The organism is Actinomadura decatromicini (genome assembly GCF_008121305.1).
Classification (GTDB): Bacteria; Actinomycetota; Actinomycetes; order Streptosporangiales; family Streptosporangiaceae; genus Spirillospora; species Spirillospora syzygii.
In genome coordinates this window covers 206,391-231,524 of sequence record NZ_VSRQ01000010.1, presented here as the reverse complement: position 1 = coordinate 231,524, position 25,134 = coordinate 206,391, and the positions used below count along the sequence as shown (strand labels likewise).

The 25,134-nt window shown below is 71.6% G+C and carries 30 protein-coding genes; 12 read left to right on the top strand and 18 right to left on the bottom strand.

The genetic code is table 11. The features are described from left to right. Positions 1-35 precede the first annotated feature (35 nt). Positions 36-950 (bottom strand): NAD-dependent epimerase/dehydratase family protein, encoded by a 915-nt coding sequence (locus FXF68_RS37225; RefSeq protein WP_148767520.1) that lies wholly within the window; start codon positions 948-950, stop codon positions 36-38. Between the two features lie 261 nt (positions 951-1,211). Here FXF68_RS37225 and FXF68_RS37220 point away from each other — a divergent pair, with 261 nt between their 5' ends. After that, the gene (locus FXF68_RS37220; protein ID WP_148767519.1) at positions 1,212-1,724 is read left to right on the top strand and encodes an O-acetyl-ADP-ribose deacetylase; all 513 of its coding nucleotides are present in this window, start codon (positions 1,212-1,214) and stop codon (positions 1,722-1,724) included. Positions 1,725-1,727: 3 nt separating this feature from the next. On the opposite strand, the gene FXF68_RS37215 is transcribed toward FXF68_RS37220, so the two are convergent. Both FXF68_RS37215 and FXF68_RS37210 read right to left on the bottom strand, forming a co-directional pair. Beyond that, a complete protein-coding gene (locus tag FXF68_RS37215) occupies positions 1,728-2,204 on the bottom strand; it encodes a universal stress protein (RefSeq protein WP_148767518.1) in 477 nt (158 codons plus the stop codon). 40 nt (positions 2,205-2,244) lie between these two features. Then, positions 2,245-3,027, bottom strand: coding sequence for a TIGR03084 family metal-binding protein (locus tag FXF68_RS37210; RefSeq protein ID WP_148767517.1), 783 nt, complete (start codon positions 3,025-3,027; stop codon positions 2,245-2,247). A gap of 119 nt (positions 3,028-3,146) precedes the next feature. Here FXF68_RS37210 and FXF68_RS37205 point away from each other — a divergent pair, with 119 nt between their 5' ends. After that, positions 3,147-3,968: a class I SAM-dependent methyltransferase gene (locus FXF68_RS37205; RefSeq protein ID WP_246179147.1), complete on the top strand. Its 822-nt coding sequence runs from the start codon at positions 3,147-3,149 to the stop codon at positions 3,966-3,968. Here the strand turns inward: FXF68_RS37205 and FXF68_RS37200 are convergent. Continuing rightward, complete coding sequence (locus tag FXF68_RS37200) at positions 3,953-4,714, bottom strand: SDR family NAD(P)-dependent oxidoreductase (RefSeq protein WP_148767516.1); 762 nt, start codon at positions 4,712-4,714, stop codon at positions 3,953-3,955. The two genes, FXF68_RS37205 and FXF68_RS37200, sit on opposite strands and share 16 nt — an antisense overlap. Before the next feature lie 122 nt (positions 4,715-4,836). Here FXF68_RS37200 and mshA point away from each other — a divergent pair, with 122 nt between their 5' ends. From mshA to FXF68_RS37185, 3 genes are read left to right on the top strand one after another with little or no spacing between them, the layout of a single operon-like run. Next, positions 4,837-6,135 (top strand): D-inositol-3-phosphate glycosyltransferase, encoded by a 1,299-nt coding sequence (gene mshA / locus FXF68_RS37195; protein ID WP_148767515.1) that lies wholly within the window; start codon positions 4,837-4,839, stop codon positions 6,133-6,135. After that, entirely contained in the window at positions 6,132-6,623 is a 492-nt protein-coding gene (locus tag FXF68_RS37190; protein ID WP_148767514.1) for a type III secretion system chaperone family protein, read from the top strand. The genes mshA and FXF68_RS37190 overlap by 4 nt, the downstream gene beginning before the upstream one ends. 28 nt (positions 6,624-6,651) lie before the next feature. Then, entirely contained in the window at positions 6,652-7,452 is an 801-nt protein-coding gene (locus FXF68_RS37185; RefSeq protein ID WP_148767513.1) for a phosphoglyceromutase, read from the top strand. Between the two features lie 111 nt (positions 7,453-7,563). Here FXF68_RS37185 and FXF68_RS37180 read toward each other — a convergent pair whose 3' ends face one another. The 3 genes from FXF68_RS37180 to FXF68_RS37170 form a co-directional block, all read right to left on the bottom strand. Beyond that, positions 7,564-7,935 (bottom strand): hypothetical protein, encoded by a 372-nt coding sequence (locus tag FXF68_RS37180; protein WP_148767512.1) that lies wholly within the window; start codon positions 7,933-7,935, stop codon positions 7,564-7,566. A 1-nt stretch (position 7,936) separates the two neighbouring features. Further along, positions 7,937-8,290 carry a hypothetical protein gene (locus tag FXF68_RS37175; protein WP_148767511.1) on the bottom strand — a complete coding sequence of 118 codons (354 nt, stop codon included), beginning with the start codon at positions 8,288-8,290 and terminating at the stop codon, positions 7,937-7,939. Positions 8,291-8,398: 108 nt separating this feature from the next. Next, positions 8,399-10,690, bottom strand: a complete 2,292-nt coding sequence (locus tag FXF68_RS37170) for an MMPL family transporter (RefSeq protein WP_148767510.1) — start codon at positions 10,688-10,690, stop codon at positions 8,399-8,401. Between the two features lie 71 nt (positions 10,691-10,761). On the opposite strand from FXF68_RS37170, the gene FXF68_RS37165 reads away from it, so the two are divergent. Next, positions 10,762-11,391 carry a TetR family transcriptional regulator gene (locus FXF68_RS37165; RefSeq protein WP_148767509.1) on the top strand — a complete coding sequence of 210 codons (630 nt, stop codon included), beginning with the start codon at positions 10,762-10,764 and terminating at the stop codon, positions 11,389-11,391. Positions 11,392-11,472: 81 nt separating this feature from the next. Here FXF68_RS37165 and FXF68_RS37160 read toward each other — a convergent pair whose 3' ends face one another. From FXF68_RS37160 to FXF68_RS37140, 5 genes are all read right to left on the bottom strand, one after another. Further along, entirely contained in the window at positions 11,473-12,201 is a 729-nt protein-coding gene (locus FXF68_RS37160) for an alanyl-tRNA editing protein (RefSeq protein WP_148767508.1), read from the bottom strand. Positions 12,202-12,233: 32 nt separating this feature from the next. Beyond that, entirely contained in the window at positions 12,234-12,596 is a 363-nt protein-coding gene (locus tag FXF68_RS37155; protein WP_246179146.1) for a DUF2516 family protein, read from the bottom strand. Positions 12,597-12,765: 169 nt separating this feature from the next. Continuing rightward, positions 12,766-13,284: a hypothetical protein gene (locus FXF68_RS37150; protein WP_148767507.1), complete on the bottom strand. Its 519-nt coding sequence runs from the start codon at positions 13,282-13,284 to the stop codon at positions 12,766-12,768. Then, positions 13,281-13,760: a helix-turn-helix domain-containing protein gene (locus FXF68_RS37145; RefSeq protein WP_246179145.1), complete on the bottom strand. Its 480-nt coding sequence runs from the start codon at positions 13,758-13,760 to the stop codon at positions 13,281-13,283. The genes FXF68_RS37150 and FXF68_RS37145 overlap by 4 nt, the downstream gene beginning before the upstream one ends. Before the next feature lie 95 nt (positions 13,761-13,855). Beyond that, positions 13,856-14,896 carry a neutral zinc metallopeptidase gene (locus tag FXF68_RS37140; protein ID WP_187438309.1) on the bottom strand — a complete coding sequence of 347 codons (1,041 nt, stop codon included), beginning with the start codon at positions 14,894-14,896 and terminating at the stop codon, positions 13,856-13,858. Positions 14,897-14,938: 42 nt separating this feature from the next. On the opposite strand from FXF68_RS37140, the gene FXF68_RS37130 reads away from it, so the two are divergent. The 5 genes from FXF68_RS37130 to FXF68_RS37110 all read left to right on the top strand — a co-directional run bounded on the left by FXF68_RS37130 (position 14,939) and on the right by FXF68_RS37110 (position 19,611). Continuing rightward, positions 14,939-16,729 carry a DUF2207 domain-containing protein gene (locus FXF68_RS37130; protein WP_246179144.1) on the top strand — a complete coding sequence of 597 codons (1,791 nt, stop codon included), beginning with the start codon at positions 14,939-14,941 and terminating at the stop codon, positions 16,727-16,729. A gap of 83 nt (positions 16,730-16,812) precedes the next feature. Then, positions 16,813-17,193 (top strand): hypothetical protein, encoded by a 381-nt coding sequence (locus FXF68_RS37125; protein ID WP_148767505.1) that lies wholly within the window; start codon positions 16,813-16,815, stop codon positions 17,191-17,193. 198 nt (positions 17,194-17,391) lie between these two features. Then, positions 17,392-17,904 (top strand): FadR/GntR family transcriptional regulator, encoded by a 513-nt coding sequence (locus FXF68_RS37120; RefSeq protein WP_222870272.1) that lies wholly within the window; start codon positions 17,392-17,394, stop codon positions 17,902-17,904. Further along, complete coding sequence (locus FXF68_RS37115; protein ID WP_246179143.1) at positions 17,901-19,157, top strand: CynX/NimT family MFS transporter; 1,257 nt, start codon at positions 17,901-17,903, stop codon at positions 19,155-19,157. Before FXF68_RS37120 ends, FXF68_RS37115 begins: the two co-directional genes overlap by 4 nt. 40 nt (positions 19,158-19,197) lie before the next feature. After that, the gene (locus tag FXF68_RS37110; RefSeq protein ID WP_148767504.1) at positions 19,198-19,611 is read left to right on the top strand and encodes a hypothetical protein; all 414 of its coding nucleotides are present in this window, start codon (positions 19,198-19,200) and stop codon (positions 19,609-19,611) included. Between the two features lie 63 nt (positions 19,612-19,674). On the opposite strand, the gene FXF68_RS37105 is transcribed toward FXF68_RS37110, so the two are convergent. The 3 genes from FXF68_RS37105 to FXF68_RS37095 form a co-directional block, all read right to left on the bottom strand. Further along, positions 19,675-20,667 (bottom strand): asparaginase, encoded by a 993-nt coding sequence (locus FXF68_RS37105; RefSeq protein ID WP_148767503.1) that lies wholly within the window; start codon positions 20,665-20,667, stop codon positions 19,675-19,677. Between the two features lie 167 nt (positions 20,668-20,834). After that, positions 20,835-21,272: a hypothetical protein gene (locus FXF68_RS37100; RefSeq protein WP_148355827.1), complete on the bottom strand. Its 438-nt coding sequence runs from the start codon at positions 21,270-21,272 to the stop codon at positions 20,835-20,837. 533 nt (positions 21,273-21,805) lie between these two features. Next, positions 21,806-22,633 (bottom strand): beta-keto acid cleavage family enzyme, encoded by an 828-nt coding sequence (locus FXF68_RS37095; RefSeq protein ID WP_148767502.1) that lies wholly within the window; start codon positions 22,631-22,633, stop codon positions 21,806-21,808. 19 nt (positions 22,634-22,652) lie between these two features. Between FXF68_RS37095 and dtd the strand changes: the two genes are divergently transcribed. Continuing rightward, a complete protein-coding gene (gene dtd, locus FXF68_RS37090; RefSeq protein ID WP_148767501.1) occupies positions 22,653-23,078 on the top strand; it encodes a D-aminoacyl-tRNA deacylase in 426 nt (141 codons plus the stop codon). Positions 23,079-23,086: 8 nt separating this feature from the next. On the opposite strand, the gene FXF68_RS37085 is transcribed toward dtd, so the two are convergent. The 3 genes from FXF68_RS37085 to FXF68_RS37075 all read right to left on the bottom strand — a co-directional run bounded on the left by FXF68_RS37085 (position 23,087) and on the right by FXF68_RS37075 (position 25,112). Further along, the gene (locus tag FXF68_RS37085) at positions 23,087-23,569 is read right to left on the bottom strand and encodes a hypothetical protein (protein WP_148767500.1); all 483 of its coding nucleotides are present in this window, start codon (positions 23,567-23,569) and stop codon (positions 23,087-23,089) included. A gap of 98 nt (positions 23,570-23,667) precedes the next feature. Then, on the bottom strand, positions 23,668-24,651 hold the full coding sequence (gene ygfZ, locus FXF68_RS37080; RefSeq protein WP_148767499.1) for a CAF17-like 4Fe-4S cluster assembly/insertion protein YgfZ: 984 nt from the start codon (positions 24,649-24,651) through the stop codon (positions 23,668-23,670). A gap of 44 nt (positions 24,652-24,695) precedes the next feature. Continuing rightward, entirely contained in the window at positions 24,696-25,112 is a 417-nt protein-coding gene (locus FXF68_RS37075; protein WP_067898697.1) for a Fur family transcriptional regulator, read from the bottom strand. Between the last annotated feature and the right edge of the window lie 22 nt (positions 25,113-25,134).

Sequence of the window (25,134 nt, the reverse complement as noted above, 5' to 3'; positions counted from 1 at the left end):
TGTCACGTTCCGCCGGAAGTATCCGTTTTGTTCGATCAGTAGGTGCGGGCGGTGCCGTCCGCGCGGCCGTTCACCCGGGCGTCCGCGCGGGCCGCGCCCTCCGCGCCGGAGGCGCCGTCCATCTGGGCGAAGCCGGTGCGCCAGGACGCGACCGACGGCTTCCAGCCGAGGCTGAGCGCCTTCTCGTTCGACACCGGGCGGCCCGTCGTGGCGGCGTGCTTCCCGGCGTTGCCCGGCGTCGGCGCGCCGAGCGCCGCGCTGTAGACGGGCAGCCAGTCGGCCGTGGTGGCGGGCTCGTCGTCGACGATGTTGACCGGGCCCGCCGGCCAGTCGAGCGCGGCCAGCGCGGCGGACGCCGCGTCGTCGGCGTGCACGAACGACGTCCAGGACGGGGCCAGGCGCAGGGTGTTCGCGCGGACCCGCTCGGCGATCGCGCCGTCCGGCGCGTACCAGGTCCCGGGCCCGTAGAGGGCGCCGTAGCGGAGCACGACGCCGCGCGGCATCTCCGCGACCGCCTCCTCCAGCGCCGCGACGCCCGCGTATGGCGGGAGCGAGGCGTCCAGCGGGTCGGTCTCGACGGCCGGGGCGCCGCCGCCCACGTACAGCCAGGCGATGCTCTGCGCGATCATGGTCTCGACGCCCGCCTCCAATGCGGCGTCGACCAGGTTGCGCGTGCCCTCGATGCGCAGCTGGGAGTTGGCGTCGAAGTCTTCGGCGCTGAGATCGGTGAGCTGGTGGATCACTGCGTCCGGGCGCACGTCCGCCATCACCGCGCGGACGGCGGCGGCGTCGAGGACGTCCACGACGACCGGCGTGGCGCCGAGGCCGCGGAGCAGGTCGGCGCGCTCGGTCCGGCGTGTCGTCCCTGCGACCTCGTGGCCCGCCTGGACGAGCAGCGGGATCAGCCGGCGACCGACGACTCCGGTCGCTCCGGCGAGGAGAATCTTCAAGGGGGTAACCTCCACGACTTGCACGCCTTTGTGGTCGTCTCGACGGCAGGATAGGCAGTCAATGTTCCACTGTTCACGTCCGGCCCTCCGCATGGAGCCCCCCACGGCGTCGGCCGGACGAAGTCGGACGAGCCGAACCGCCCCCGGTGCCTCGTCCGCCATGAGCGTACCGCCGGGAGCCGCCGAACGCGTTTCACGGACGGCCCGAGGGAGAATTCTTCTCTTCTGACGGGTTCCGCGGCAACGTGAGAAGGGGCGCACGTGAAGATCTCTCTGGTCCGGGGCGACATCACGGAGCAGGACGTGGACGCCGTGGTCAACGCGGCGAACTCCTCCCTCCTCGGTGGCGGCGGCGTGGACGGGGCGATCCACCGCAAGGGCGGCCCGGAGATCCTCGACGACTGCCGCAAGCTGCGCGCGTCCCACTACGGCGGGGGCCTGCCGACCGGCCAGGCGGTCGCCACGACGGCGGGCCGGCTCCCCGCGACCTGGGTGATCCACACGGTGGGGCCGGTGTACTCGTCGTCCGAGGACCGGTCCGGCCAGCTCGTCTCCTGCTACCGGGAGTCGCTGCGCGTCGCGGACGAGCTCGGCGTCGAGTCGATCGCGTTCCCGGCCGTGTCGGCGGGCATCTACGGCTGGCCGATCGACGACGCGGCCCGGATCGCGGTCGGCACGGTCCGGTCCACGCCGTCCAAGGTGCGTGACGCGCGTTTCGTCCTGTTCACGGCGGACGCCTACGAGGCGTTCGAGCGCGCCGTCGGCGCCCCCTGACCGTCAGCCCTCTTTCTCTTTCTCCTGTTTCGGCGGGACGACCAGCACCGGCCGCCGCGCATGGTGCAGGACGCGCGTCGACACGCTCCCGAGGATCAGCGACCGGGCGCCCGCGAGGCCGCGCGAGCCGGTGACGACGAGGGACGCGTCCAGTTCGTCCGCGACGTCGACGATGGCGCTCCAGACCGGGCCGCCGCCGCGCTCGGCGAGCGTCCGCACGTCGCTGAGCCCGGCCTCCCGGAGGATGTCGGCGCCCTCCCGCGCGAGGTGTTCCGCCTGTTTCTCCTCCTCGAACTGGTCGTTCGGCTCGGGATCGGGGCCGGCCGGCGTCTCCGCGACGAGCGGCGCCCAGGCGAACTGCAGCAGCAGCGGCTCCCACACACTGATCACTACGGTGGGCTCGGGACGGAGGCGCCGCGCCGCGAAGTCGAGCGCGGCCCGCGCGTCGTCCGACCCGTCGTAGGCGATGAGGATCGTCATAGGCGAGGGATGTCCACGAGAGCGCGGCTTGAACGTCTTCTCAGCTCGGCGGACGTCCTGGGCCGGGCGGACCGGCGAACGCCTGGGCGACGTCCAGCCAGCGGTCGGCGTCCGGGCCGGTGGCGACGAGGGCCAGGTCGGCGCGGTTCCGGCGCTGCGTGACGGCGAGGCAGAAGTCGAGCGCCGGGCCGGTGACCGACTGGCGCGCGTCGGCGGGACCCCACGTCCAGGCGTCGCCGTCCGGGCCTTCGAGAACGACGCGGAACTCGCCGTCCGGCGGTTCCAGGCCGCGGTTGCGGAACGCGAAGTCGCGGGTCCGGACGCCGATGTGCGCGACGTGCCGGAGCCGTCCGGTCGGCGCGCGGCGGACGCCGAGCGCGCCCGCGACGTCCTCGCCGTGCGCCCACGTCTCCATCAGCCGCGCGGTCGCCATGGACGCGGCGCTCATCGGCGGCCCGAACCACGGGAGCCGCTCCCCCGCCGGGACGGCGGCGAGCGCGCCGACGACGCGGCGGCGGCCGTCGCGCCAGCGGGTGAGGAGCCGCGCCGGGTCGTCCGCGGCGCCCTCCCGCGCGCCCGCCTCGACGTAGTCGCCGGGGTCGGCGATGGCCGCTTCCAGGAGTTTCGCGAACCCGGGGGCGTCGGTGGCGGCGACCGTCGCCTGGCCGTCCGTCCAGGCGAGGTGGGCGATCTGGTGCGCGATCGTCCAGCCCTCGGCGGGGGTCGGGTCCGCCCAGCGCGCGGCGGGCAGCGGCGCGACCAGCGCGTCGAGGGAGTCGCCTTCGGCGGCCAGATCGGCGAGCAGCCGGGACAGGTCGGGCATCCGCCTATGATCGCCCGCCCGCCGCCCCGCCGTACAGCCGCCCGTCCCGGCCACCGATATCGCGGCGTGCAGATATCGCGGCGTACGGAGCATTCGGGACGACACGGAACAATGACCCGGTGCCCCCCATCCCGAAGCCGCGGGGGGAGGTGACCCGCGGCACCACCGCCCCGAACCGGCTGCGCCGCGTGGACCGCTGGATCGCCGCCACCCAGAGTGGGCCGCTGCGCGCGGGCGCGCGCCCGCTGGCCGTCGACCTCGGGTACGGGGCGTCCCCGGTCACGACCGTCGAGCTGTTCACCCGGCTGCGCGCCGTGTCGCCGCGGCTGGAGGTCGTCGGCGTCGAGATCGACGCGGAGCGCGTGGCGGCCGGGGCCGCCGTGCTCGCCGCCCGCCGCCTGGACGGCCTGTCGTTCCGGCGCGGCGGGTTCGAACTGCCCGTCCCGCGCCCGCCCGTGCTGGTCAGGGCGTTCAACGTGCTGCGCCAGTACGGTGAGGACGCCGCCTGGCGGGCCTGGGACGACCTGGTCGCGCGGCTCGACCCGTCCGGCGTCCTCGTCGAGGGGACGTGCGACGAGATCGGCCGCCGCGCGGTCTGGGCGACGCTCACCCCGGACGGCCCGCGGACGATCACCTTCGCCGCGCATCTGCCCACGCTGGAGCGTCCGTCGGCGCTGGCGGAGCGGCTGCCGAAGACGCTGATCCACCGGAACGTGCCGGGCGAGCCCGTCCACGACCTGCTGGCGGCCTTCGACCGCTGCTGGGCGACGGCCGCGCCGCACTCGGCGTTCGGGCCGCGCGCCCGCTGGGTGGAGGCGGTCGCGCTGCTCGCCCGGACGCATCCCGTCGTCACCCGTCCGCCCTACGGGGGAAGAAACCGGTGGCGACTCGGTGAGGTGACCCTCCCCTGGACGGCGGTAGCGCCCTACACCTCCCGGTGAAGCCGGTGCGGCGCCGCCTGCACGCGCGGCTGGACGTCGATCCGGTCGATGTTCACGTGCGGCGGACGGGTCACCGCCCAGGCCACGCAGTCCGCGACGTCGTCCGCGACCAGCGGCTCGGGCACGCCCTCGTACGGCTTGGCGGCCCGCTCCGCGTCCCCGTGGAACCTGACCAGCGAGAACTCCTCGGTCTTCACGAGGCCCGGCGCGATCTCGGTGACCCGCACCGGCTCGGCGACCAGTTCGAGGCGCAGCACCTCGTTCGCCGCGTAGGCCGCGTACTTGGCCGCGTTGTACCCGCCGCCGCCCTCGTAGGCGACGTGCGCGGCCAGCGAGGTGATGTTGACGATGTGGCCCGCGCCGCTCGCGATCAGCTCCGGCAGCAGCGCCTTCGTGACGCGCACCAGCCCGAGGACGTTCGTGTCGTACATGGCGCGCCATTCGTCCAGGTCGGCGGTGGCGACCGGGTCCAGGCCGAGCGCGCCGCCCGCGTTGTTGACGAGGACGTGGCAGCCGCCGACCGCCGCCGCGAGGGCGTCCACGGACTCCTGGGACGTCACGTCCAGGGTCACGGCCGCGACCCGTCCCGCCCCCGGCGTGTCCTCGGCGATCTCCTTGGCGAGGGCGTCCAGCCGGTCGCGGCGCCGCGCCGCCAGGACGACATGGAACCCCTCCGCCGCGAGGCGACGCGCCGTGGCCGCCCCGATCCCGCTGCTTGCTCCGGTCACTACCGCCGTCTTCCGCATGCGCCCAGCCTCCCAGGCCCGCGCCCGCGCCTCGCACGCGCGTCCCGCGATCGCCGGACGGGCCCCTCGGCGGGGGAACAGGCGACACGGTCGATAGGTTGCATGAACGGAGGTGATGTCCGGTGTCGCGTCGTATCAACCGGGTTGCGACCGTCAGTGTTCATACTTCCCCTCTCGACCAGCCGGGCACCGGTGACGCGGGCGGCCTGAACGTCTACGTCGTCGAGGTGGCGAAGCGGCTGGCCGAGCGCGGTGTCGAGGTCGACGTCTTCACCCGCGCCACCTGCCGCGCGATGCCGCCCGTCGTCGAGCTGGCGCCGGGCGTGCTCGTCCGCAACGTCGTCGCCGGGCCGTTCGAGGAGCTGGACAAGACCGAGCTGCCCCGGCAGCTCTGCGGCTTCACGTCCGGAATCCTGCGCGTCGAGGCGATGCACGAGCCGGGGCACTACGACCTCCTCCACACGCACTACTGGCTGTCCGGGCAGGCCGGATGGGCGGCGAAGCGGCGCTGGGGCGTCCCGCTCGTCCATTCCATGCACACGATGGCGAAGGTCAAGAACGCGGCGCTCGCGGACGGCGACCGGCCGGAACCGGACGAGCGCGTCCTCGGCGAGGAGCAGGTCGTCGCGTCGTCGGACCAGCTCGTCGCCAACACCGCCAAGGAGGCCCGCGAGCTCGTCGACCTCTACGGCGCCGACCCGGCGCGGGTCGCGACCGTCAGCCCCGGCGTCGACCTGTCGGTGTTCCGGCCCGAGCCGTCGCTCGTCCCGCGCGGGCCGGGCCCCGCCCGCCGCCGCCTCGGCCTGCCCTCGGACGCCTACGTGCTGCTGTTCGTCGGCCGCATCCAGCCGCTGAAGGCGCCGGACGTCCTGCTCCGCGCCGTCGCCCGGATGCTCGCGGACGACCCGTCGCTGCGCCGCCGCCTCGTCGTCGCGATCGTCGGCGGGCCGAGCGGCTCCGGGCGGCAGCGCCCGGAGGGGCTCCAGAACCTCGCCGCCGGGCTCGGCATCTCCGACGTGATGCGGTTCGAGCCGCCGTCGCCGCAGGCCGAGCTGGCCGACTGGTACCGGGCCGCGGACGTCACCGTCGTCCCGTCCTACAGCGAGTCGTTCGGGCTGGTCGCGGTCGAGTCGCAGGCGTGCGGGACGCCGGTCGTCGCGTCCCGCGTCGGCGGGCTCTGCACGGCGGTCGCGGACGGCGAGTCCGGTGTCCTGATCTCCGGCCACGACCCGGCGGACTACGCGGCCGTGCTGCGCCGCCTCGACGCCGAGCCCGGCCTGCACGCCCGCCTCGCCCGCGGCGCCGTCCGCCACGCGCACGGCTTCGGGTGGGACGCGACCGTCGACGACCTGCTCGACGTGTATACCGGTGCTGTGGAAATGGGACCGATGCCGATCGGGCAGGTGGAGGTGACCGCTTGAGCGTCGTCGAGACGATCAGGGAGAGCCTGCGGGCGGCCGGGCTGGAGTTCGACGAACCGCGCGAGAACGCCTTCTTCGTCAAGCTTCCCGGGCAGCACAAGCTCGCCACCATGACGTGGCTGATCGTCGGCGAGCACAGCCTGCACGTGGAGGCGTTCTTCTGCCGCCGTCCCGACGAGAACCACACCGAGTTCTACCGTTTCCTGCTGGAGAAGAACGGCCGGATGTACGGGGTGGCGTTCGCGCTGGACGACGTCGGCGACGTCCATCTCGTCGGCCGGGTGGCGCTCGAGTCCGTGTCGCCGGACGAGATCGACCGGCTGCTCGGCTGCGTCCTCACCTACTCCGACGAGAACTTCGACAAGGCGCTGGAACGCGGGTTCAAGACGTCCATCCAGCGCGAATGGGACTGGCGCGTCAAACGCGGCGAGAGCCTCGCCAACCTGCGCGCCTTCGCGTCGTTCGCGGACCCGGCCAACCGCGAGTGACTTCCGCCGTGCCGCTAGGCTTTCGCCCATGGCGACCCTGGTACTGCTGCGGCACGGCGAAAGCGTCTGGAACGCGGAAGGACTGTTCACCGGCTGGGTGGACGTCGACCTCTCCGCGAAGGGCGAGAGCGAGGCGACCAGGGGCGGCGACCTGCTGCTCGACGCCGACATCACCCCGGACGTCGTCCACACCTCGCTGCTGAAGCGGGCCATCCGCACCGCCAACATCGCCCTGGACGTCGCCGACCTGCTCTGGATCCCGGTCAAGCGGTCCTGGCGGCTCAACGAACGCCATTACGGCGCCCTCCAGGGAAAGAACAAGGCGCAGACGCGCGAGGAGTTCGGCGAAGAGCAGTTCATGATCTGGCGCCGTTCCTACGACACCCCGCCGCCGCCCATCAAGGACGACGACCCCCTTTCCCAGGTGAACGACCTCCGCTACGCGGAGCTGCCGTCCGAGCTGATCCCCCGCTCGGAATGCCTCGCCGACGTCGTCGACCGGATGCTGCCCTACTGGTACGACGCGATCGTCCCCGACCTCGCCGCCGGGAAGACCGTCCTCGTCGCCGCGCACGGCAACTCCCTGCGCGGCCTCGTCAAGCACCTGGACGACGTCTCCGACGAGCAGATCGTCGGCCTCAACATCCCCACCGGGATCCCGCTCGTCTACGAACTCGACGACGACTTCGCGCCTTTGAAGCGCGGCGGCGAATACCTCGACCCGGCCGCCGCCAAGGCCGCCATAGAAGCCGTCAAAAACCAGGGCGCCTCCACCACCCCACCCCTCCCCAAGCCCCCCGAGCCCAAGAAGTCCCGCAAGAAGAAGTAGCCGTCGGCCCGGCGAGCACGAGCAGCCGGGCCCGGCTTCTCAACGCAGGTGCGCTCGGCTGGCGGCGCGAACCTCGAATGGTCCGCGCCGCGGCCGCCGGTACGCGCAGGGTCAACTCGACGCGGTGTCAAAGCGGTCGATCGGCACCGACAGATCGAACACCAGAACCATCGAGTACTCGCCGCCCTCCGCGAGCCTGTGGAAGATGCTTCTGACACAAGCTTCTTCCCGTGCCTTATCACGCTCTAGATCGATCACCGTGACGACCATGGGATACGACGAAAAAGCGATCCCATAATCGTCGTCGAAGTCGTGCGAAAGCTCCACCTGAACCTTGGTGGACCCGACTCTTCCCGCAAAGGCGACCCCATCGTCGCCTTCCCCAGTCGGCTCAAGCGGGCACCCGGCCGCCGCCGCGACCGCGGCGACCTCTCTTTCTCCCGCTCCGGGAGCACGAATAAAGATCTGATAATAACTACTCATATCATTCCCTCAGCCACTCTATATCATACGCGTCCCCGACTATTCTGATGGCACGCATGCGTTCCGGGTTGATTTTCAGAAACCTGTCCAAACCCGACTGGGCCGCCGCTTGCTCCAAACCACTTCCCCGTGCGTCCACGATCCCGTCCTCGGGAGGGCTGAATGTCTTCTCCGTCTCGTCGAGGGAACCCGGCTGAACCTCGGCTGCGCGGGCGGCGCGGCGGCTCTCCGCACGGGACGGGCTGCCAGGAGCTCCGGGGCGGTCAGAGGGCAGCGGCGGCAGAGGCTCGCTACTCCAGGGGTCGTCGGTGTTCTCAGGGGCGTCGCCGTTCCGTGTGGGGCGGTCGATGGCCATTTTCGACGCCCCTTTCCGCGGAGAGAAACCGAGGCTGTCGTTCGCGTAGAACCTATCAAGGGACGCTTCGTCAATCCCCTCGATAGAGCTCGTGCCAGGCTCGGTGGATCAGGGCGTTAGGCCGAATTCGAGCTGTTTGGGGGCTGGGGTTGGAGGGGGTGGTTTGGGGCGGGGGTGGCCTGGCCACCACCAGTTGGCGTGGCCTAGGAGGCTCATCAGGGCTGGGACGAGTACCAGGCGGACGATTGTGGCGTCCATGGCGACCGCTACCGCCAGGCCCAGGGCCATCATTTTCACGGTTGCGTCCGGTTGCGGGACGAAACCCGCGAACACGAAGATCATAATTAGGGCGGCCGCGGTGATGAGGCGGGCCGTGGCGCCGATTCCGGTCACGACCGACTCGTGCGGGTCGCCCGTTCGCTCGTATTCCTCCTTGATGCGCGACAGGAGGAACACCTCGTAGTCCATGGACAGGCCGAATATCAGCGCGAACATGAACAGCGGCACGAACGACATGATGGGAATGGCCTGGTCGAGTCCGAGCAGGCCGACGCCCCAGCCCCATTGGAAGACCGCCGTGACGACGCCGAACGACGCGCCGATCGACAGCAGGTTCATCAGCGCCGCCTTCACCGGGACGACGATCGAGCGGAACGCGATGACGAGGAGCAGCAGCGCGACGCCCACGACGGCGATGACGACGTTCCGCATGCGGTTTCCCACGGTCGTCGCGATATCGATGATGGCCGGGTTCTCGCCGCCCAGGGAGATCTGCGTTCCGGAGTGCGCGTCCCGGACGGTCGGGATCTCCACCTCGCGCAAATGGCGGACGAGTGCGGTGGTCGAGTCGGCGTGCGGTGCGTCCCGTGGGATGACCTGAACCATCGCGGTCGTGCCGATAACGACGGGGTCGCCGACGAAGACGACGCCCGATGCCTCGGACAGGCGTTGTTGCAGTTCTTGGCCTATGAGGATCGCGAGTTTGTCGGGCTTCTTGGTCAGGTCTGGGGTGCCTTTTGGTTGTGCCGGGGCCGGTGGGGTGGTGGTGGGCGGGCCCGTCAAGCCGCTGAGGCCCTGCGGGCCTTTGATGGTCGGCACCGGTCTTTCGGGCCTTGTTTCCTTGCCGGGGACCGTCGCGACCACGACGAACGGGCTGTAGTGTCCGGGGCCGAATTCCTCCGCGACGATGTCGTACGCCTGCCGCGCCTCCATTCGCGGGGACGACATGCTGTCCGCCATCACACCGAACTTCAGGCTCAGCGTCGGGATGGACAGGGTCAGGAGTATCAGCGTCGCACCGATCGCATACGGCCAGGCATGCCGGTCTACGTGCCGTCCCCACGCCTCCCACCTGCGTGAACTCCGGTCCGGGTGGACGCGCGGCAGCCGGTAGCGGTCGATGCGGTCGCCGAGCGCGCCGAGGATGGCGGGGAGCAGGGTCAGCGCGGCGACGACCATGACGGCGACGGCGAGCGCGGCGGCGAAACCGATCCGTCCGATGAACGCGATGCCCGACAGGAAAAGGCCGCAGATCGCGAAGACCACTGTTCCCCCGGCGAACAGGACGGCGTGCCCGGAATGGGCCAGGGCGCGTCCGACCGCGGTCTCGACGTCGTCGCCCTCGGCGAGTTGTTGCCGATAGCGGGTGACGATGAACAGCGCGTAGTCGATCCCCGCGCCGATGCCGAGCATCGCCGCGACCATCGGCGCGGTCGGCGCTATCTGGAACAGCGACGCCGAGAAGTGCACCAGCGAATACGCGATGACCAAGCCGCACAGCGACACCAGGATCGGGATGCCCGCGGCGAGGAACGAGCCGAACGCCAGGAGCAGCACCACGAGGGCCAGCAGAATGCCCGCCCCCTCCTGCGGCCCGCCCTTCGGCTGGTTGAGGATCATCGCGACGATCCCGCCGAACTTCACGTCGAGCCCGGCCATTCGCGCGGGCTCGACGGCGCGGTTCAGCGCGTCGAGGTCGGCGGCGCCGACATCGCTCATCGTCCCGGCGAAATTGAGCCGGACGACGACCGCGTCGTCGTTCCTCAACCCGCCCATCCCCTGGGCGTAGGGGTTCTCGCAGAAGGCGACCCGGTCGAGTTTCGTGAGGTTCTCGATCGACCGGCCGACGGTGAGCGCGACCCGCCAGTCCGCGGGGCTCGCCGCGCGCGTCTCGTGGAAGACGACGGTCGCGGTCGGGCCGGTCATCGCCGGGAAGTCGCGGGAGAGGGCGTCGATGGCGCGCTGCGTCTCGGTTCCGGGCAGCGTGCTCTGCTGCACGAACATGCCACCGTGCAGCAGCCCGAGGACGGCCGCGCCCAGCATCGCGGCGAACCACAGCTCGAAGACCGCGCGCCGGCGCCGCACGCAGAGACGTCCGAGGGCGTCCAGAAAACGCGCCATGTCCGCAGAAAACCGGACAGCGTGCAGATTTGCAACAGCTGCAACTTTGCCATCGTGGTAATGTCCGTCACATGGACGGCGGACAGGGACGGGCCGGTCTGCGGGAACGCAAGAAACAGCGCACCCGGCGGGCCATCGCGACCGCCGCGCTGCGCCTGTTCGCCGAGCGCGGCTACGAGGAGACGACGATCGCCGACATCGCCGCGGCGGCCGACGTGTCCCCGCGGACGTTCTTCAGCTACTTCCCGTCCAAGGAGGACGTGGTCTTCGCCGAGGTCGACGACCGGCTCGCCGAGGTGTCCGAGCGGCTGCGCCGCACCCCCGGCGAGTCGCCGATGGACACGATCCGGCGCAGCGTCGTGGACGTCCTGGAGGCGATCGTGACCGAGCACGGCGAGTACGGCGCCGTGCAGATCGCGCTGATCCTGGAACGGCCCGGCCTGCAGGCCCGCGCGCTGCAACGGATGACGCACACGCAGGAGGCGATCGAGGCGCTGTTGCGCGAGTTGTGTCCGGGCATCGCGGAGATCGACGCGGTCGCCGCGTCCGGCATCGCGGTCGGCGGCATGCAGGCGGTCATCGCGCACTGCCGCCGCGCGGGCTACGACCCGGCCGCGATGCGCGCCGCCCTCGACCGCGCCGTGGACATCGTCGAACACGGCCTGACCTCGGTGGACGCCCTGTCCCGCCCGTCCCCCTGAACCCCGGGCACCGGGCGGCGGAGGCGCCCGCCCCCCGGTGCCCGGCCCCATTCGGCCCCGCACCGCGATGGGCGCGTGTCGTCAGTCTTCGATCTTGATGCGGAGGCGGCGGAAGCCTCGGCCCTTGTTCTCGACCTTGGCGACTCTGATCCGGCCTATCTGCTTCGTGGACGCGACGTGGGTGCCGCCGTCGGCCTGGGTGTCCAGGCCCACGATGTCGACGATGCGGACGTCCTGTACCTCAGGTGGGACGAGGTTGGTCGCCGTCCGGATGATGTCCGGGATCTCGAACGCCTCGGCCCTCGGCAGCGTCCGGACGTCGATGCGGCGGTCGGCCTCGACCTCGGCGTTGCAGGCCTCCTCCACGGTCTCCTTGAACCCGGGCGGGACCTCGCGGAGGTCGAAGTCCATGCGCGCGCTCAGCGGTTCCATGTTCCCGCCGGTCACGAGGCAGCCGTAGTCGCGGAAGACCACCCCGCACAGCAGGTGCAGGCCCGAGTGGGTGCGCATCAGCGCGCTGCGGCGGTCGTCCTCCACCGCGCAGCGCACGGCGGCGCCGGCCGGCGGGACGGGGTCGCCCTCCACCGGGATCAGGACCAGGTCGTCGCCCTTGCGGACCCCCGCGATCCGCGTCTGGACGCCCTGCCACAGCAGCACCCCGTGGTCCGGCGGCTGCCCGCCGCCGCCCGGGTAGAACGCCGACCGGTCGAGGACGATCCCGTCCGGCCCGGCGTCGAGGACGACCGCCTCCCATTCCCGCAGCCCCTGGTCGTCCAGTTCCAGGCGGGCCGTGCGTCCCAAGCTCTCCATGCCCTCACACTAGTGACGGGTGCCGGCCCCGATCACCAGGGACCGTAGGGGCCGGAGCGGGACGAGCCGCCGCGCCCCTTCTTCTTGTAGGGCGCCACCGCCGGACGGACGTCCGCCAGGTAGACGGCCCCGGCGATGAACGCGGCGACCGGGAGGATGCCGAGCAGCAGCGCGATCGGGCTGGCGCCGAGCGCGACCGGCGCGACCGCGTAGGCGGCGCCGACCACCGTCGCGACGATCAGGATGATCGTCCAGAGCTTCTTGCTCTGCTTGCTCGCGGCGGAGAACGCCCCCTCCGGCACCGTCAGCGAGTCGATCAGCGCCCACGCCTCCATCGCGAACGCGATGATCAGCAATAGCCAGAAGAAGTAGTCCAGCACGTTGAAGTCCGACATCGGCGATCAGCGCTCCTGCTCGTCTCGGACGGCGACTCATGCGTCGCGCACACGGGGCCTCGGTTACCCCAACCCTATGCGCGCCGTCCAGCGGAAAACCGCGACCGTCCCGCCTGTGGATGACGAAGGAGCCCGGCCGGATGTTCCGGCCGGGCCCCGACTGGCGTGCTCAGGCGCCGTTCTTCTTCGCGGTGGACCGCGGCTGCGTGCTCTTCCTCGGCTGCGCGGCGCGGGCCTTCGGCGCCGGCTTCGCGGCGGCGCCCGACCTGGCGGCGGCGGGCTTCGCGGCCGGCCGCGCCGGCGCGTCGGTGATCTCGGCGACGTCGGCCGCCTCGCGGTGCACGACGCGCTTGCCGCGCTCGGCCAGCTCGTCGAAGAACCCGACGGCCCGGGTGCCGAACTCCGTCGCGTACGCGACGGCGGCGCCGGGCAGGTCCTTCGCGTCAACGCGCCCCTGGTACCGGGAGACCTCGCCGCGGTAGCGGCGGGCGGCCTGGCGGACCTGGCCGCGGTAGCGGTCCACGGTCTCCCGGACCTCGCCCTGGTACCGCTCCGAGATCTCGCGGGCGCGGTCCTGGTACCGGGTCATCTGCTCCGGCATCTCGCGGAGCTTCTCCACCGCGAAGTCGCCGGCGCCGGCCACGGCGTAGACGGCCTTGTTCTCTCGCAGGTTGTTGGCCAGCGTCATCCGACCTCTTCCTTTCCGTCCTGTGCTGGTTCGGTTCGCTCTCCAATGGCGGGTTCGTCCGCGGCCGGTTCCCCTTCGGCGGCCTCCGCCGCCGGGTCCTCCGCCGCCGCGTGCTCTGCCGGGAACACTCCGGCGGCCTCGTTCTCCTTGAGGAACGAGCCGTAGATGTCGATCAGGACCTGCTTCTGCCGTTCGGTGAGCAGAAGGTCGGCGCGGACGGCGGCCTGCACGTCCGTGTCGGCCTCGCGCGCCTCCAGGATCCCGGCCTGCACGTAGAGCGCCTCGGCGGAGATCCGCAGCCCCTTCGCGATCTGCTGGAGTATCTCGGCGCTCGGCTTGCGCAGGCCGCGCTCGATCTGGCTCAGATACGGGTTGGAGATCCCGGAGACGTCCGCGAGCTGACGCAACGAGATCTTCGCGCGCGTCCGCTGCTCCCGGATGTACTCGCCGATCGAGCCGACCTTCGAACCTGCCATGTCTCCACCCTGCGTCATGGTGCTTGCTATTGCAAGCGGCCTTGCTAGCACTTTGCCCGTGAAACCGCTCACGTTTGCCTACGGCCGGGCGGGCGTCAGCTGACCTTGGACGCGGGAGCCGTCCAGGTGTTGCAGATGGTGAGTCTGCCCTCGTTGAAGCCGGCGACGACCCAGCCCTCGTAGTGGCGGCCGGTGCCGTGGTCGCGTTCGTCCGGGGGAAGCCGGTCCTCGCCGCGTCCGCGCAGGTCGAGGAGGAGCGCGGTGTACTGCTCGCGCGTCATCGGCAGCGTCGTCCGCTCCGAGCCGAGGAACGCGCCCGCGAAACACTGCGCCTGCAACTCGATGCGGCGGCTCGCCTCGTTCCCGGACGCCTTGTTCCCGCTCTCCATCTGCTGGTCGCCGTAGAGGAGGATGCCCGCCCGGTCCTGGACGTGGTGCCCGTACTCGTGCGCGATGACCCGCGCGAACACCGCGTAGTGCGTGAGCGGCTCGCCGCCGGACGTCTCCACCACGTGCCGCAGCCCGACATACATCGTGTTGTTGGCCGGGCAGTAGAACGCGGACGCGCCGGGCGCCGGATACGTCCCGCACGGGCTGCGTCCCGGCTCCAGCCAGAACACGCGGTCGGGCTTGTCGAACGCCATGCCCGCCTTCGCGAACTGCCGCGCCCAGGCGGCGTCCAGGCAGTCGCTCAGCACGTCCATGAACTGGCGCATGGACTCGGCGCTCGGCAGGATCCGCGGGAGCCGGCAGTTCACGGGCGTCAGCGCGCCCGTCTTGTAAAGCTTGCTGTTGGTCGCCTTCTCGCGGACGGACGTCCCGTTGCCGGACGACGTCGGCGTCCGGGTCCCGGCGACGCCGTCCTGCCCGCCGGCGATCGCGAACGCGACGATAGCGATGACGACCAGCGAGGTCAGCCCGCCGAAGATGCCCGCGATCGTCCCGCCCGCGCTGCGGCGGGGCGGCGGACGCAACGGCACGTACCGGTAGGGCTGACCGGGCGGCGGCCCGTACCCGCCGGGCGGACGCGGCGGCCCGGGCGGCGGCCCGTAAGCAGGAGGACCATAGCCCGGATGCCCGTACGGCGAAGCCGGAGGCCGCGGCGGAGGCGGCGGCGGGGGGTACTGACCTGCCATAGCACGGCATCATCGCATGCTTTGGCGATACCATTTGCGGCCATGTCTGCTCTTGCGGCGATGTTCCGGTCGCGGCCGGTCCTTGCGACATCCGCGGCCACCGTGTCGGCCACCGTTTCGGGCGTTTTCCTGCTGTCCGGGCTGGTCGGCGCGCCCGCGTCGGCGGCCGGGCCGGAGCGGGACGCGGCGTCCGCGACCGCGGGGGCGGCGGAGCGGGTGGTGAAGGACGAGGCCGTACTCACCGCGGGTCAGGGTGGCGTGACCCGGGTGAAGGAGACGATCGTCTACCGGTTCGCCGGGCATTCGGGGTTCACCCGGACGTATCCGACACGCACCCACGAGAGCCTCTCCGAGGACCGCGTCTACAAGATCGGGAATCTGCGGGCGACCAGCCCGGACGGTGGGCCGACGAAGATCACGAAGTCCGACAAGGGCACCCGGACGACGATCAAGGTGTCGGGCGGCGGGAACCTGACCGGCGACAAGACGGTCGTCCTGGAGTACGAACTGCGCGGCGCGATCACGCCGATGGGCGCGGCGGAGGAGCTGCGCTGGCCGGTGATCGGCGGCTGGAAGGTTCCGCTGGACGAGGCGCGCGCGACCGTCGACGCGGGCGCCGCGATCCGCAGCGTCAACTGCTTCACCGGTCCGATCGGCAGCACGATCGGCTGCACGCAGTACTACACGAACCACACGCACACCCAGGGCGTGTACGCGCAGCAGGGGATGCTGCCCGGCGAGTACCTGACGGTCGTCGCGGGCCTCCCGGCCGGGACGACCGGCGGCCGCGCCCTCTACGAGCGCCGCCACACGCTGGCGACGGCGTTCTCGGTCAACGCGGTCACGAGCGCCGCGCTCGCCGGGCTGCTCGTCCTGCTCGGCGGCGGCGTCGCGGCCCTTTACCTGCTGCGCGGGCGCGACGCCCGGGTCGTCGTGAAGAAGGCCGCCGAGGGCGACCAGCCGCCGGTCGCGGGGAACGAGTTCGAACCGCCGGACGGCGTGCGCCCCGGCCAGATCGGCACGCTGATCGACGAGCAGGCCGACGTGATCGACGTGACGGCGACGATCGTGGACCTCGCCGTCCGCGGCTACCTGCTGATCGAGGAGGAGGACCGGGCCCGGACGGGCCGCACCGACTGGACGCTGCGGCGCCTCGACCGTCCGCAGGCCGACCTGCTCCCCTACGAGCGGATCCTGCTGGACGCGCTGCTCACCGCCCCGGACGGGGCCGCGCGGGACGCGGTGAAGCTGTCCGAGCTCGGCGGGACGTTCGCCACGAAGCTCGCCCAGGTCAGGTCCGCGATGTACGAGGACGTGGTGAAGCAGGGCTGGTTCGCGCGGCGGCCCGACACCGTCCGGTCCCGCTGGACGATCACCGGCATCCTGATCACCGTGCTCGGCGTCGGCGCGACCGTCGCGCTGGCGCTCACCACCGAGTGGGCGCTCGCCGGGCTCGCGCTGATCATCGCGGGCGCGGCGCTCGCGTACGGCGGCCAGTACATGCCCGCGAAGACGGCGCGCGGCGCGACGGTCCTCGCGCACACGATCGGTTTCCGCGCGTTCCTGGAGCGCGGCGCGATCCCGGAGGGGGACGCCGTCGCGTCCCGGCAGCGGATCGCGTTGTTCTCGCGTTTCCTGCCGTACGCGGTGGTGTTCGACGCCGTTCCCAAGTGGGCGGAGACGGTCAAGGACGCGGGCGAGCGGGCCGAGGGCGCCGACAACCTCTACTGGTACGAGGGCCCCGCCGAATGGGACCTGTCGAAGTTCGCCGAGTCGATGCGCGTGTTCACCCTCGCCACCTCGGGTTCCATCTCCCAGTCGCGCGGCATGTGACCGCGCTGCGGGGCTTTTGTCTGTCGTCGGACGATTAAGGAACTGACGGCGGGTAGGGATCTCGGGTGAGGAGGTGTCGCCTCATGCCCATCAGCGCCGTCCTCGCCGACTCGACCCGTGTCGGGGACGCCTACTTCATGGCCATCGGACCGGCCGTCATCTTCCTCGCGGTGCTGACCTGGGTTCTGGTGACGCTGCTCGCGTCGCGGAAACCGCCGCGTCCCCGCAGGGGAACGGGAGGACTGCCGAACCGCGGGCCGGTGCAGGGCGGGATCATCATGGGCAGCCCGTCGCAGCGCTCGCGCCGCGACCCGGCGCCGTCCGTCACGCACCGCGAGGTCGTCGCGCACGTCGAACGGGCTCGTGCGGAGGAGGCTCACGCCGAGGAGGCGTCGGCCAGGCGCGGGCCGAGAGGCCGCAGGAAACCCGGGAAACGCCGATTCGGCCTCCCGAAGCGGCATTGACCCCATTCGCGGCACAAAGCACAAGCACAAGCACAAGCGGAGCACAGAGCGCGGTGCCCGTCGGGGCCGAATCGCACGCCCCACACCCTGTTCCGGCGGGTGCCGCTGAGCCCGCGGTGATCGCTGAGGCCCCTCCTGGCGGTCACCGCGGGTCCGTCTCGTCCGGACCGCCTCAGTAAGATGTCTGACGTCTTACTTGTGGGGGTTTCCGGTGACTTTGAGTCGAGTGCCCGGCGGGTCGACCGTCGACGCCGTCCTGGACCAGCTCCAAGCGCAGGTCAGCGGCGGTTCCTGGACGGTCGGCACGCGCATCCCGGCGGAGACGGAGCTCGCCGCGCGGCCCGGCTCGCGGCCCGCCGCCGCACGGACGCCGACCTCGCGCGGCTGGCGGAGCTGCCGCGCGCCCGCGACGCGGCCGTCGATCCGGACGAGTTCGGCGCCGCCGACGCGGCCTTCCACCTCGGCGTCGCGGAGGCGTCCGGCAACCCGGTGCTGATCGAGGCGATGCGCTTCTCCATCGGGCGCCTCCGCGAGTCGATGCGCGACATCAGGCTCGACCGGGACGTCCCGGAGGCGGGCCCGGCCGCGCACCGCGCCGTCCTGGACGCGATCGCCGCCCGCGACCCGGAGGCCGCCGCGGCCGCGGCCGCCGCCGTGGTCGAACCCACCTTGGCCGTCCTGGAGTCGTTGACCGGCGGAGCGCCGAGGTGACCGGGCGGGGGGTCGGCGCGGCCGGATCGCTGCTGATGATCGTCCTGGTGGCGGTCAACCTGCGTCCGGCGGTCGCGGCGGTCGGGCCGGTGCTGACCGAGATCAGGGACGCCTTCGGCCTGTCCGGGGCGGCCGCGGGCGCGCTCACCACGCTGCCCGTGGTGTTCTTCGGGTCGTACGGGCTCGTCGCGCCGTTCCTGCGGCGCGCGCCGCGCGGCGAGACGCTCCTGGTCAGCGCGATGGCCCTGCTCGTCGCCGGGCTGCTGCTCCGGCTGCTGGACGCCCCGTTCCCGCTGTTCGCCGGGTCGCTCGCCGCCGGGATCGCGATCAGCATCGGCAACATCGCGATCCCCGCGATCATCAAGCGCGACCATCCGGACGACATCACCACCGTGACCGCGCTCTACACGGTCGCGATCACGGTCGGCGCGTCCGCCGCGTCCGGGGCCGCCGTCCCGGTCGAGGACGCGTTCGACGCGACGTGGCGGCTGCCGCTCGGGCTGCTCGCGGTCCCGGCCGCGCTCGCCGGGCTGCTCTGGCTGCCGAGGGCGCGCCGGGCCGCGCACGCCGCGCGGTCGGCGGCGCCCGCGCCGGTCGCGCGCGGGACGGCGGCGCGGGTGTGGCGATCGCCGCTGGCCTGGCACGTCACGGTGTTCATGGGGTTGCAGTCGCTGCTCGCGTACGTGTCGCTCGGCTGGATCCCGACGATCTGCCAGGACCGCGGGATGGACGAGACCTCCGCCGGATACGTCCTCGCCCTGGTCTCGGCGGTGCAGGCGGCGGGGTCGCTGGCCGTCCCGGTGCTCGTCCGGCGGACCCGCGACCAGCGCCCGCTCGTCCCGGCCATCGCGGCGGTGTCCCTGATCGGGTTCGCCGGGATCACCTGGGCGCCGATCGGGTCGGTGTGGGTGTGGACGGTCGTCCTCGGCTTCGGCCAGGGCCTCGGGTTCGCGACCGCGCTGTCGTTCATCGGGCTCCGCGCGCACGACGCGCAGGCCGCCGCGCAGCTCTCCGGGATGGCGCAGGGCGTCGGCTACGTGATCGCGGCGCTCGGCCCGCTCGGCATCGGCGCGCTGCACGACGCCACCGGCGGCTGGACCGTTCCGATGACCGCCGTGCTGCTGGTCTGCGTCGCCATGACGCTGCCCGGCCTAGCCGCCGGACGCCTCCGCACGGTCGGCGGGACCACGGCCCCGGCGGACGGGGCCTCCGATGGGGTTAACACGTCCATGAGCGGACACATCCCTACATAACCCCGAGCGAGGCCGAAACCCCACCGGGAGGTGGACCCAAATGATCGCCACGGTCCTGGCAGGTCCGGCGCTGGCCAACACCGCTCCCACCGGCGCGCCCGACTGGGTGTGGGTCATCCCGGTGGTGGCCGTCCTGGCACTGGTGGCACGGCTGGCGATGACGGTCCTCGCGTCGTCGCGGCGGATCCACCCCGAGCGCCGGAACGACCAGTACAACCAGCGCGGGATGGAGCAGGGCGGGCTCTACACCTACCGTCCCGGCATGTTCTCGCACAGCTACCCGCCGACCCGCGAGTCGCAGTACGAGGAATTCCGGCGGGACAACCCGCAGCCCGGCCGGGAGCCGAAGAACCCGTGGCCGGACGGCGTCTGCTACGAGCAGACGATCTTCAAGGAGGAGTTCGAGGAGCTCAAGGCCAAGAAGACGGGCTCCGGCGGCGACCCGAAGACCTAGACGGGCTCCAGCCGGGGGGTTTGCCGTATTCGCGGCGCGGCTCGCAGTCAGGGACCCGAAGACCTAGGCGGATTCCGGCGGGGCGAAGGCCCCGGCGGCGGGGCGGATCGTGCCGACCGTGCCGTTTCCGCCGCGTACCTCGACCGTTGCCAGCTCTTCCAGCGCTGCTGCGTCGAGGCCCTCGACCTCCGCGACGCCGAGCGCGCGGAGGAGGGCGACGGTGACGGGCGTTCGGGCGCGCATCGCGCCGTCGTCGATCTTGACGGCGCCGGCGCGGCCGTCCGCGAGGGCGAAGGCGTCGACGCCCTCCGCACCGCACTTGACCAGCAGGCCCGGGACGGCGTCCATCAGCCCGCGCTCCTCGCGCCGCGTGCCGGACGTCCACCGCGGGTGCGCGCGCATGGCGTCCGCGACCCGCCGCTCGAACGTGCCGGGCGCGGCGACGGCGAGCGCCCGGAACGCCTGTGCGACGCCCGCCGCGGACACGGCGAACAGCGGCGCCCCGCACCCGTCGACCCCGACCGCCGCGACCCGCTCGCCGGCCAGGTCCTCGACGGTCTCGCGGACGGCGCGCTGCAGCGGATGGTCGGCGTCCAGGTAGGACGCGGTCGGCCAGCCGGACGCGACGCAGGTGGCGAGCATCGCAGCGTGCTTCCCGGAGCAGTTCATCCGGAGCCGGGACGCCCCGCCGCCACGGCGCGCGAGGTCCCGCTCGGTCGCGGGATCGAGCGGCCAGCTCTCCGGACAGCGCAGGTCGCGGGCGTCGAGCCCGGCCCCGGCGAGGATCCTCTCCACGCCCTCGACGTGGAAGTCCTCACCGGAATGACTTCCGGCGGCTAGGGCGAGGAGTTCGTCGTCCGGCAGGTCGAGCCCGCGGCGGAGCATCGCGACGGCCTGTATCGGCTTGTTGGCGGAGCGCGGAAAGATCGGCAAGTCAGGATCTCCGGCGCGGACGGCGACCGTCCCGTCCGCGGCGAGCCCGACCGCCGTCCCCCGGTGCCGGGACTCGACGAACCCGGATCGTTCCACCTCGACGAGCACAGGATTGACGTCCACCAGACCCCTTCGCCGAGCGCGACCGCTGTGGCTTCCCAGCTTGGCCCATTCTCAGACTTGGGTCGGACACGGGTGCGGCGGGCGCCCACCGTCCGGTCGGACTGGTGGCGCGCCCGCCGCCGATCGTGTTCAGGCGACTGAACCCGACCGATGGGCGTGGTTCTCGATCAGCACTCCGCGAGGGTGGTCAGCTCGGCCCAGTCGCCCGAGTTGACCTGGACGCGCTCCGGTGCGTCCGTGCCGCACGGCCAGATGCGCGACGGGCTGAAGTACTGGGTCGAGGAACCGGCCCCGATCAGCTTCCCGCCGCTGGAGTCGGTCTCCCAGGCATTCGTCGAGTAGTTCCAGAGCTGGTGGGTGACGGTCACATTGGCCGACACGATGCCGTGGTTGGTGATGGCCGCGAACGGCTCGGTGCCGTACTCGGTGGACCCGATGTAGATGGTGTTGCTACAGAGCTTGTAGGAGATGGCGCCGTTGTAGATCTCGGCGCTGCAGACGCTCTCCGGAGTGCGGGCGGAGGCGGTGACCGCTCCGCCCATGGCGGTGGCGAGCACCGCCGCACCCGTGATGACCGCCGCCCGACGCGCTGCTCCTAATTTCATGCTTTTCTCCCACTTCTGGCTGGACGCCTTGTGTTCGAATTGATCTTGCGAAGACTTTCGATGCCGGATCAAGAGGCCGTCCGTGGCCGCGACCGGCCACTTGTCGACCCGACTACATAACCGCAGGTGAACGGCGGTGCTGACCGCATGCGGCCAACAGTGCATATCGGGTATGCACAACCCCCTAATAAATGACCTTATGAGGACGGAGTTCACATGCAACATCCGACCAGACACGCGCTGCGGCCAGCACAAATGCCCGGCCGAAGCCATCACCGCAAAAATAGGGGGTGAGATTTATCTATCCCGTTGGACCGGTATAGCGGAGGACCGCGGATGGTACTAGCGAGCACCGATGCGCCATCGGATTAAGCGACTCGCCATCGGCGGTACCGGCTCGTACCAGATCATGCAGCGGATATTCAACTCGCATGCGGCTGATCTTCAGCAACCACTCATACCCCGCCGACATACGCGTCCAAGGCGGCGCCGAGAGGGCGCCGCCTTGGACGGTGGACCGTGATCCGGGTGGGTCAGCGGGGCTTCGTACCGAGGAGTGTGCGGGCGTCGGCGGAGGACATGGCGGGACGTTGCGCCAGGGCGGCCGCTTGGGCCGCGCGTTCCACCAGTTGGACGTTCGCCGTTACCGGCTTGCCCTTGGCCAAGGTGACCGTGTCCTCCATGCCCACCCGGAGGTGTCCGCCCGCTGAGAGGGCCGCGAACATGACGGGCAAGGACGTCCGCCCGATGCCCGTCGCCGACCACGTTGAGCCGGACGGGAGCGCCTCCACCGCCGCTACCAATGTTCTGGCGTCGCCTGGCATGCCCCCAGGGACGCCCATCACCAGGTCGCAGTGGACGTGGCCGCCGTAGGGAAGCCCGTGCTTGTCCAGGAGACGGTGCAGCGCGGCGACGTGTCCCAGGTCGAACAGCTCGAACTCTGGGACGACCTCCAGTTCATGTGTCCGCTCGTACAGCTCCACCATGAACGGCCAGGGGTTCATGAAGACGTCGCTGCCGAAGTTGACCGTCCCGCAGGTGAGGGAGCACATGTCGGGGGCCGCGTCCAGGACGCGGAGGCGGTCCTCGTACGGGTCGGTGACCGCGCCGCCGGTGGAGAGCTGGACGATCAGGCCCGTGCTCTCCCGCAGCGCCGTCACCGTGTCCCGCAGCCGGGACGGGTCGAGCGTCGGCCTCGCGTCGTCGTCGCGGATGTGCACGTGGATCACGGCCGCGCCGGCCGCCTCGCACTCCTTGGCCGTCTGGACGAGTTCCGCAAGGGTGACGGGCAGGGCCGGGACGTCCGCCTTCGCGGACTCCGCGCCCGTGGGCGCCACCGTGATGAGCGTCGTTGCTCCCATGGCGGCAGAATGCATGGTCATGCGTGCTGTAGTCCAGAGGGTGAGCCAGGCCAGCGTGTCCGTGGACGGGCGCGTCGTCGGCGCGATCGAGGGTCCGGGGCTGATGGTCCTCGTCGGCGTGACGCACGACGACGACCCCGCCAAGGCCCGGAAACTGGCCGCGAAGCTGTGGGGCCTGCGCATCCTGGAGGACGAGAAGTCGTGCTCCGACCTGAACGCGCCCCTCCTCGTCGTGAGCCAGTTCACCCTCTACGGGGACACGCGGAAGGGCCGCCGCCCGACCTGGACGGCCGCCGCGCCCGGCCCGGTCGCCGAGCCGCTGGTGGACGCGGTCGTCCACGAACTGCGGACCCTCGGAGCCAAGGTGGAGACGGGCCGCTTCGGCGCGGACATGAAGGTCGCCCTCGTCAACGACGGCCCGATCACCCTCGTCCTGGAATTCTGAGGAACCCGTCAGCGGAAGCCGTAGACCATTCCGACCAGTGTCCCGATCGTGCCGAGGAGGGCCAGGAGGATGAGGGCCTTGTCGACCGGGGTGAGGCGTCCGCGCACGTCCGACGAGTAGACGACCCCGCCCGGCTCGTGTTCCGCGTCGCCCTTCTGGAACGGGTTGCGCAGTAAGACCAGGCGCCACAGCGCGTCGGACTTCAACCGCTGGTGCGCGGGGCCGCAGGCGAACAGCCGTCCGCGAACCCGCTTCGTGCACGGGTGGCCCTGCACCTTGAGCACCCGGCACAGCGTGGGGACGAGCAGGAACTGGTACAGGCACCAGGTGAGCAGCCCCAGCAGCGCTATGCGCCACGAATGCAGCCACAGGGCGGCGCCCGCGAACGCCGCGAACAGGGCCCACCACACGAGCGCGGACTCCCGACGCGGAAGCCGCCGGGCCCCCTTGCGGGACGCCGACGGCTCATCCTCCCCCAGGTTCGCGACCATCGGTAGGAACCCCACCTCCCCGAGCGGTGGCCGGTTGAAAATCGTCTATACCCGACGATATTGCCCAGGGGATCCGGGGGCTACCCGTGCTCCTCGCGCTACCCGTGCCGCGCGGGCCGCCGGCGCAGTTCGATCTTGGCGTTCCCGCCGGTGTCCGGCGAGACGACGATCTCCTGCGCCGCCGCGACGCCGCCCGCCAGCAGCTCGGCGTCGACCGGGACGTTCCGCTTGACCAGCGCCAACGCGACCGGGCCCAGCTCGTGGTGGCGGGCCGCCGTCCCGACGAACCCGACCGTCCGCCCGCCGGGGATCTCGACCGGGTCGCCGTGCGCGGGCAGCCGGTCGACGCTGCCGTCCAGGTGCAGGAACACGAGGCGGCGCGGCGGGCGCCCCAGGTTGTGGACGCGCGCGACCGTCTCCTGCCCCCGGTAGCAGCCCTTGTTCAGGTGGACGGCCGTCTCCACGAACCCCGCCTCGTGCGGGATGGTCCTGTGGTCGGTGTCGAGCCCGAAGCGCGGCCGGTGCCCGGCGATCCGCAGCGCCTCGTACGCCCACAGGCCCGCCGGGCGCAGCCCCTCGGGGAACTCGCCGCGCGGGACGATCCGGGTGACAGTCCCGGCGACGTCCGGCCAGGCCAGGCCCCCTTCCGGGGTCTCGGGACCGGTGATCACCATGAACTCGTCGGACACGTCGGCGACCTCGACGCGGAGCATGAACCGCATCCGGTCGAGGAACTCGACGAGCGGCGCCGCGAACCCCGGCTCGACGTGCGCCCACACGGCCTCGCCGTCGTCGATCAGGAAGAGGTGGTTCTCGATGTGCCCGTTGGGGCCGAGCAGCAGCGCCTCGGTCGGCTCGAACGGCCGCAGGCCGTCCAGGTGCTGGCTCAGCAGGCTGTGCAGCCAGCTCAGCCGGTCGGGCCCGGAGACCCGCACCACGCCCCGGTTGCTCCGGTCGACGAAGGCGGCGCCGTCGGCCAGCGCGCGTTGCTCTTGGGACGGCTCCCCGTAGTGGGCGGCGACCTCCTGGTCGGGCTCGTCCGCGGGGACGGCTCCTGGCGACTTCAGCAACGGGCTCTCCATGCGTCCAGGTTATGTCGCGGCGCCCGGGTTGCGTCGCGCCCGGGTCATGTCGCGCGGCAGTCCTTGCACCGTCCGTAGACGGTGAGGTGGTGCACGTCCGTCTCGAAGCCGTAGTCGCGGGCGAGGACGTCCGCGAGCCCGGCCGCGGCGCGGGGATCGACGTCCTCGACGGTGTCGCAGCCCCGGCACACCAGGTGGATGTGCTCGGCCTCGGCGGCGAGGTGGTAGTTCGGCGGTCCGTGCCCGAGATGCGCGTGCTTGACCAGGCCGAGCTCTTCGAGGAGCTCGAGCGTCCGGTACACGGTGGAGATGTTGACGCCGCGGGCGGTGCGCTGCACCTCCGTGCAGATCTCCTCGGGGGTCGCGTGCTCCAGGTTGGTGACCGCTTCGAGGACCAGCTGGCGCTGGGGGGTGACCCGGTACCCCTTCGCCCGCAGCTCCTCCTGCCACGACTCGACCATGCTCCGAGTCTAGATCCCGGCC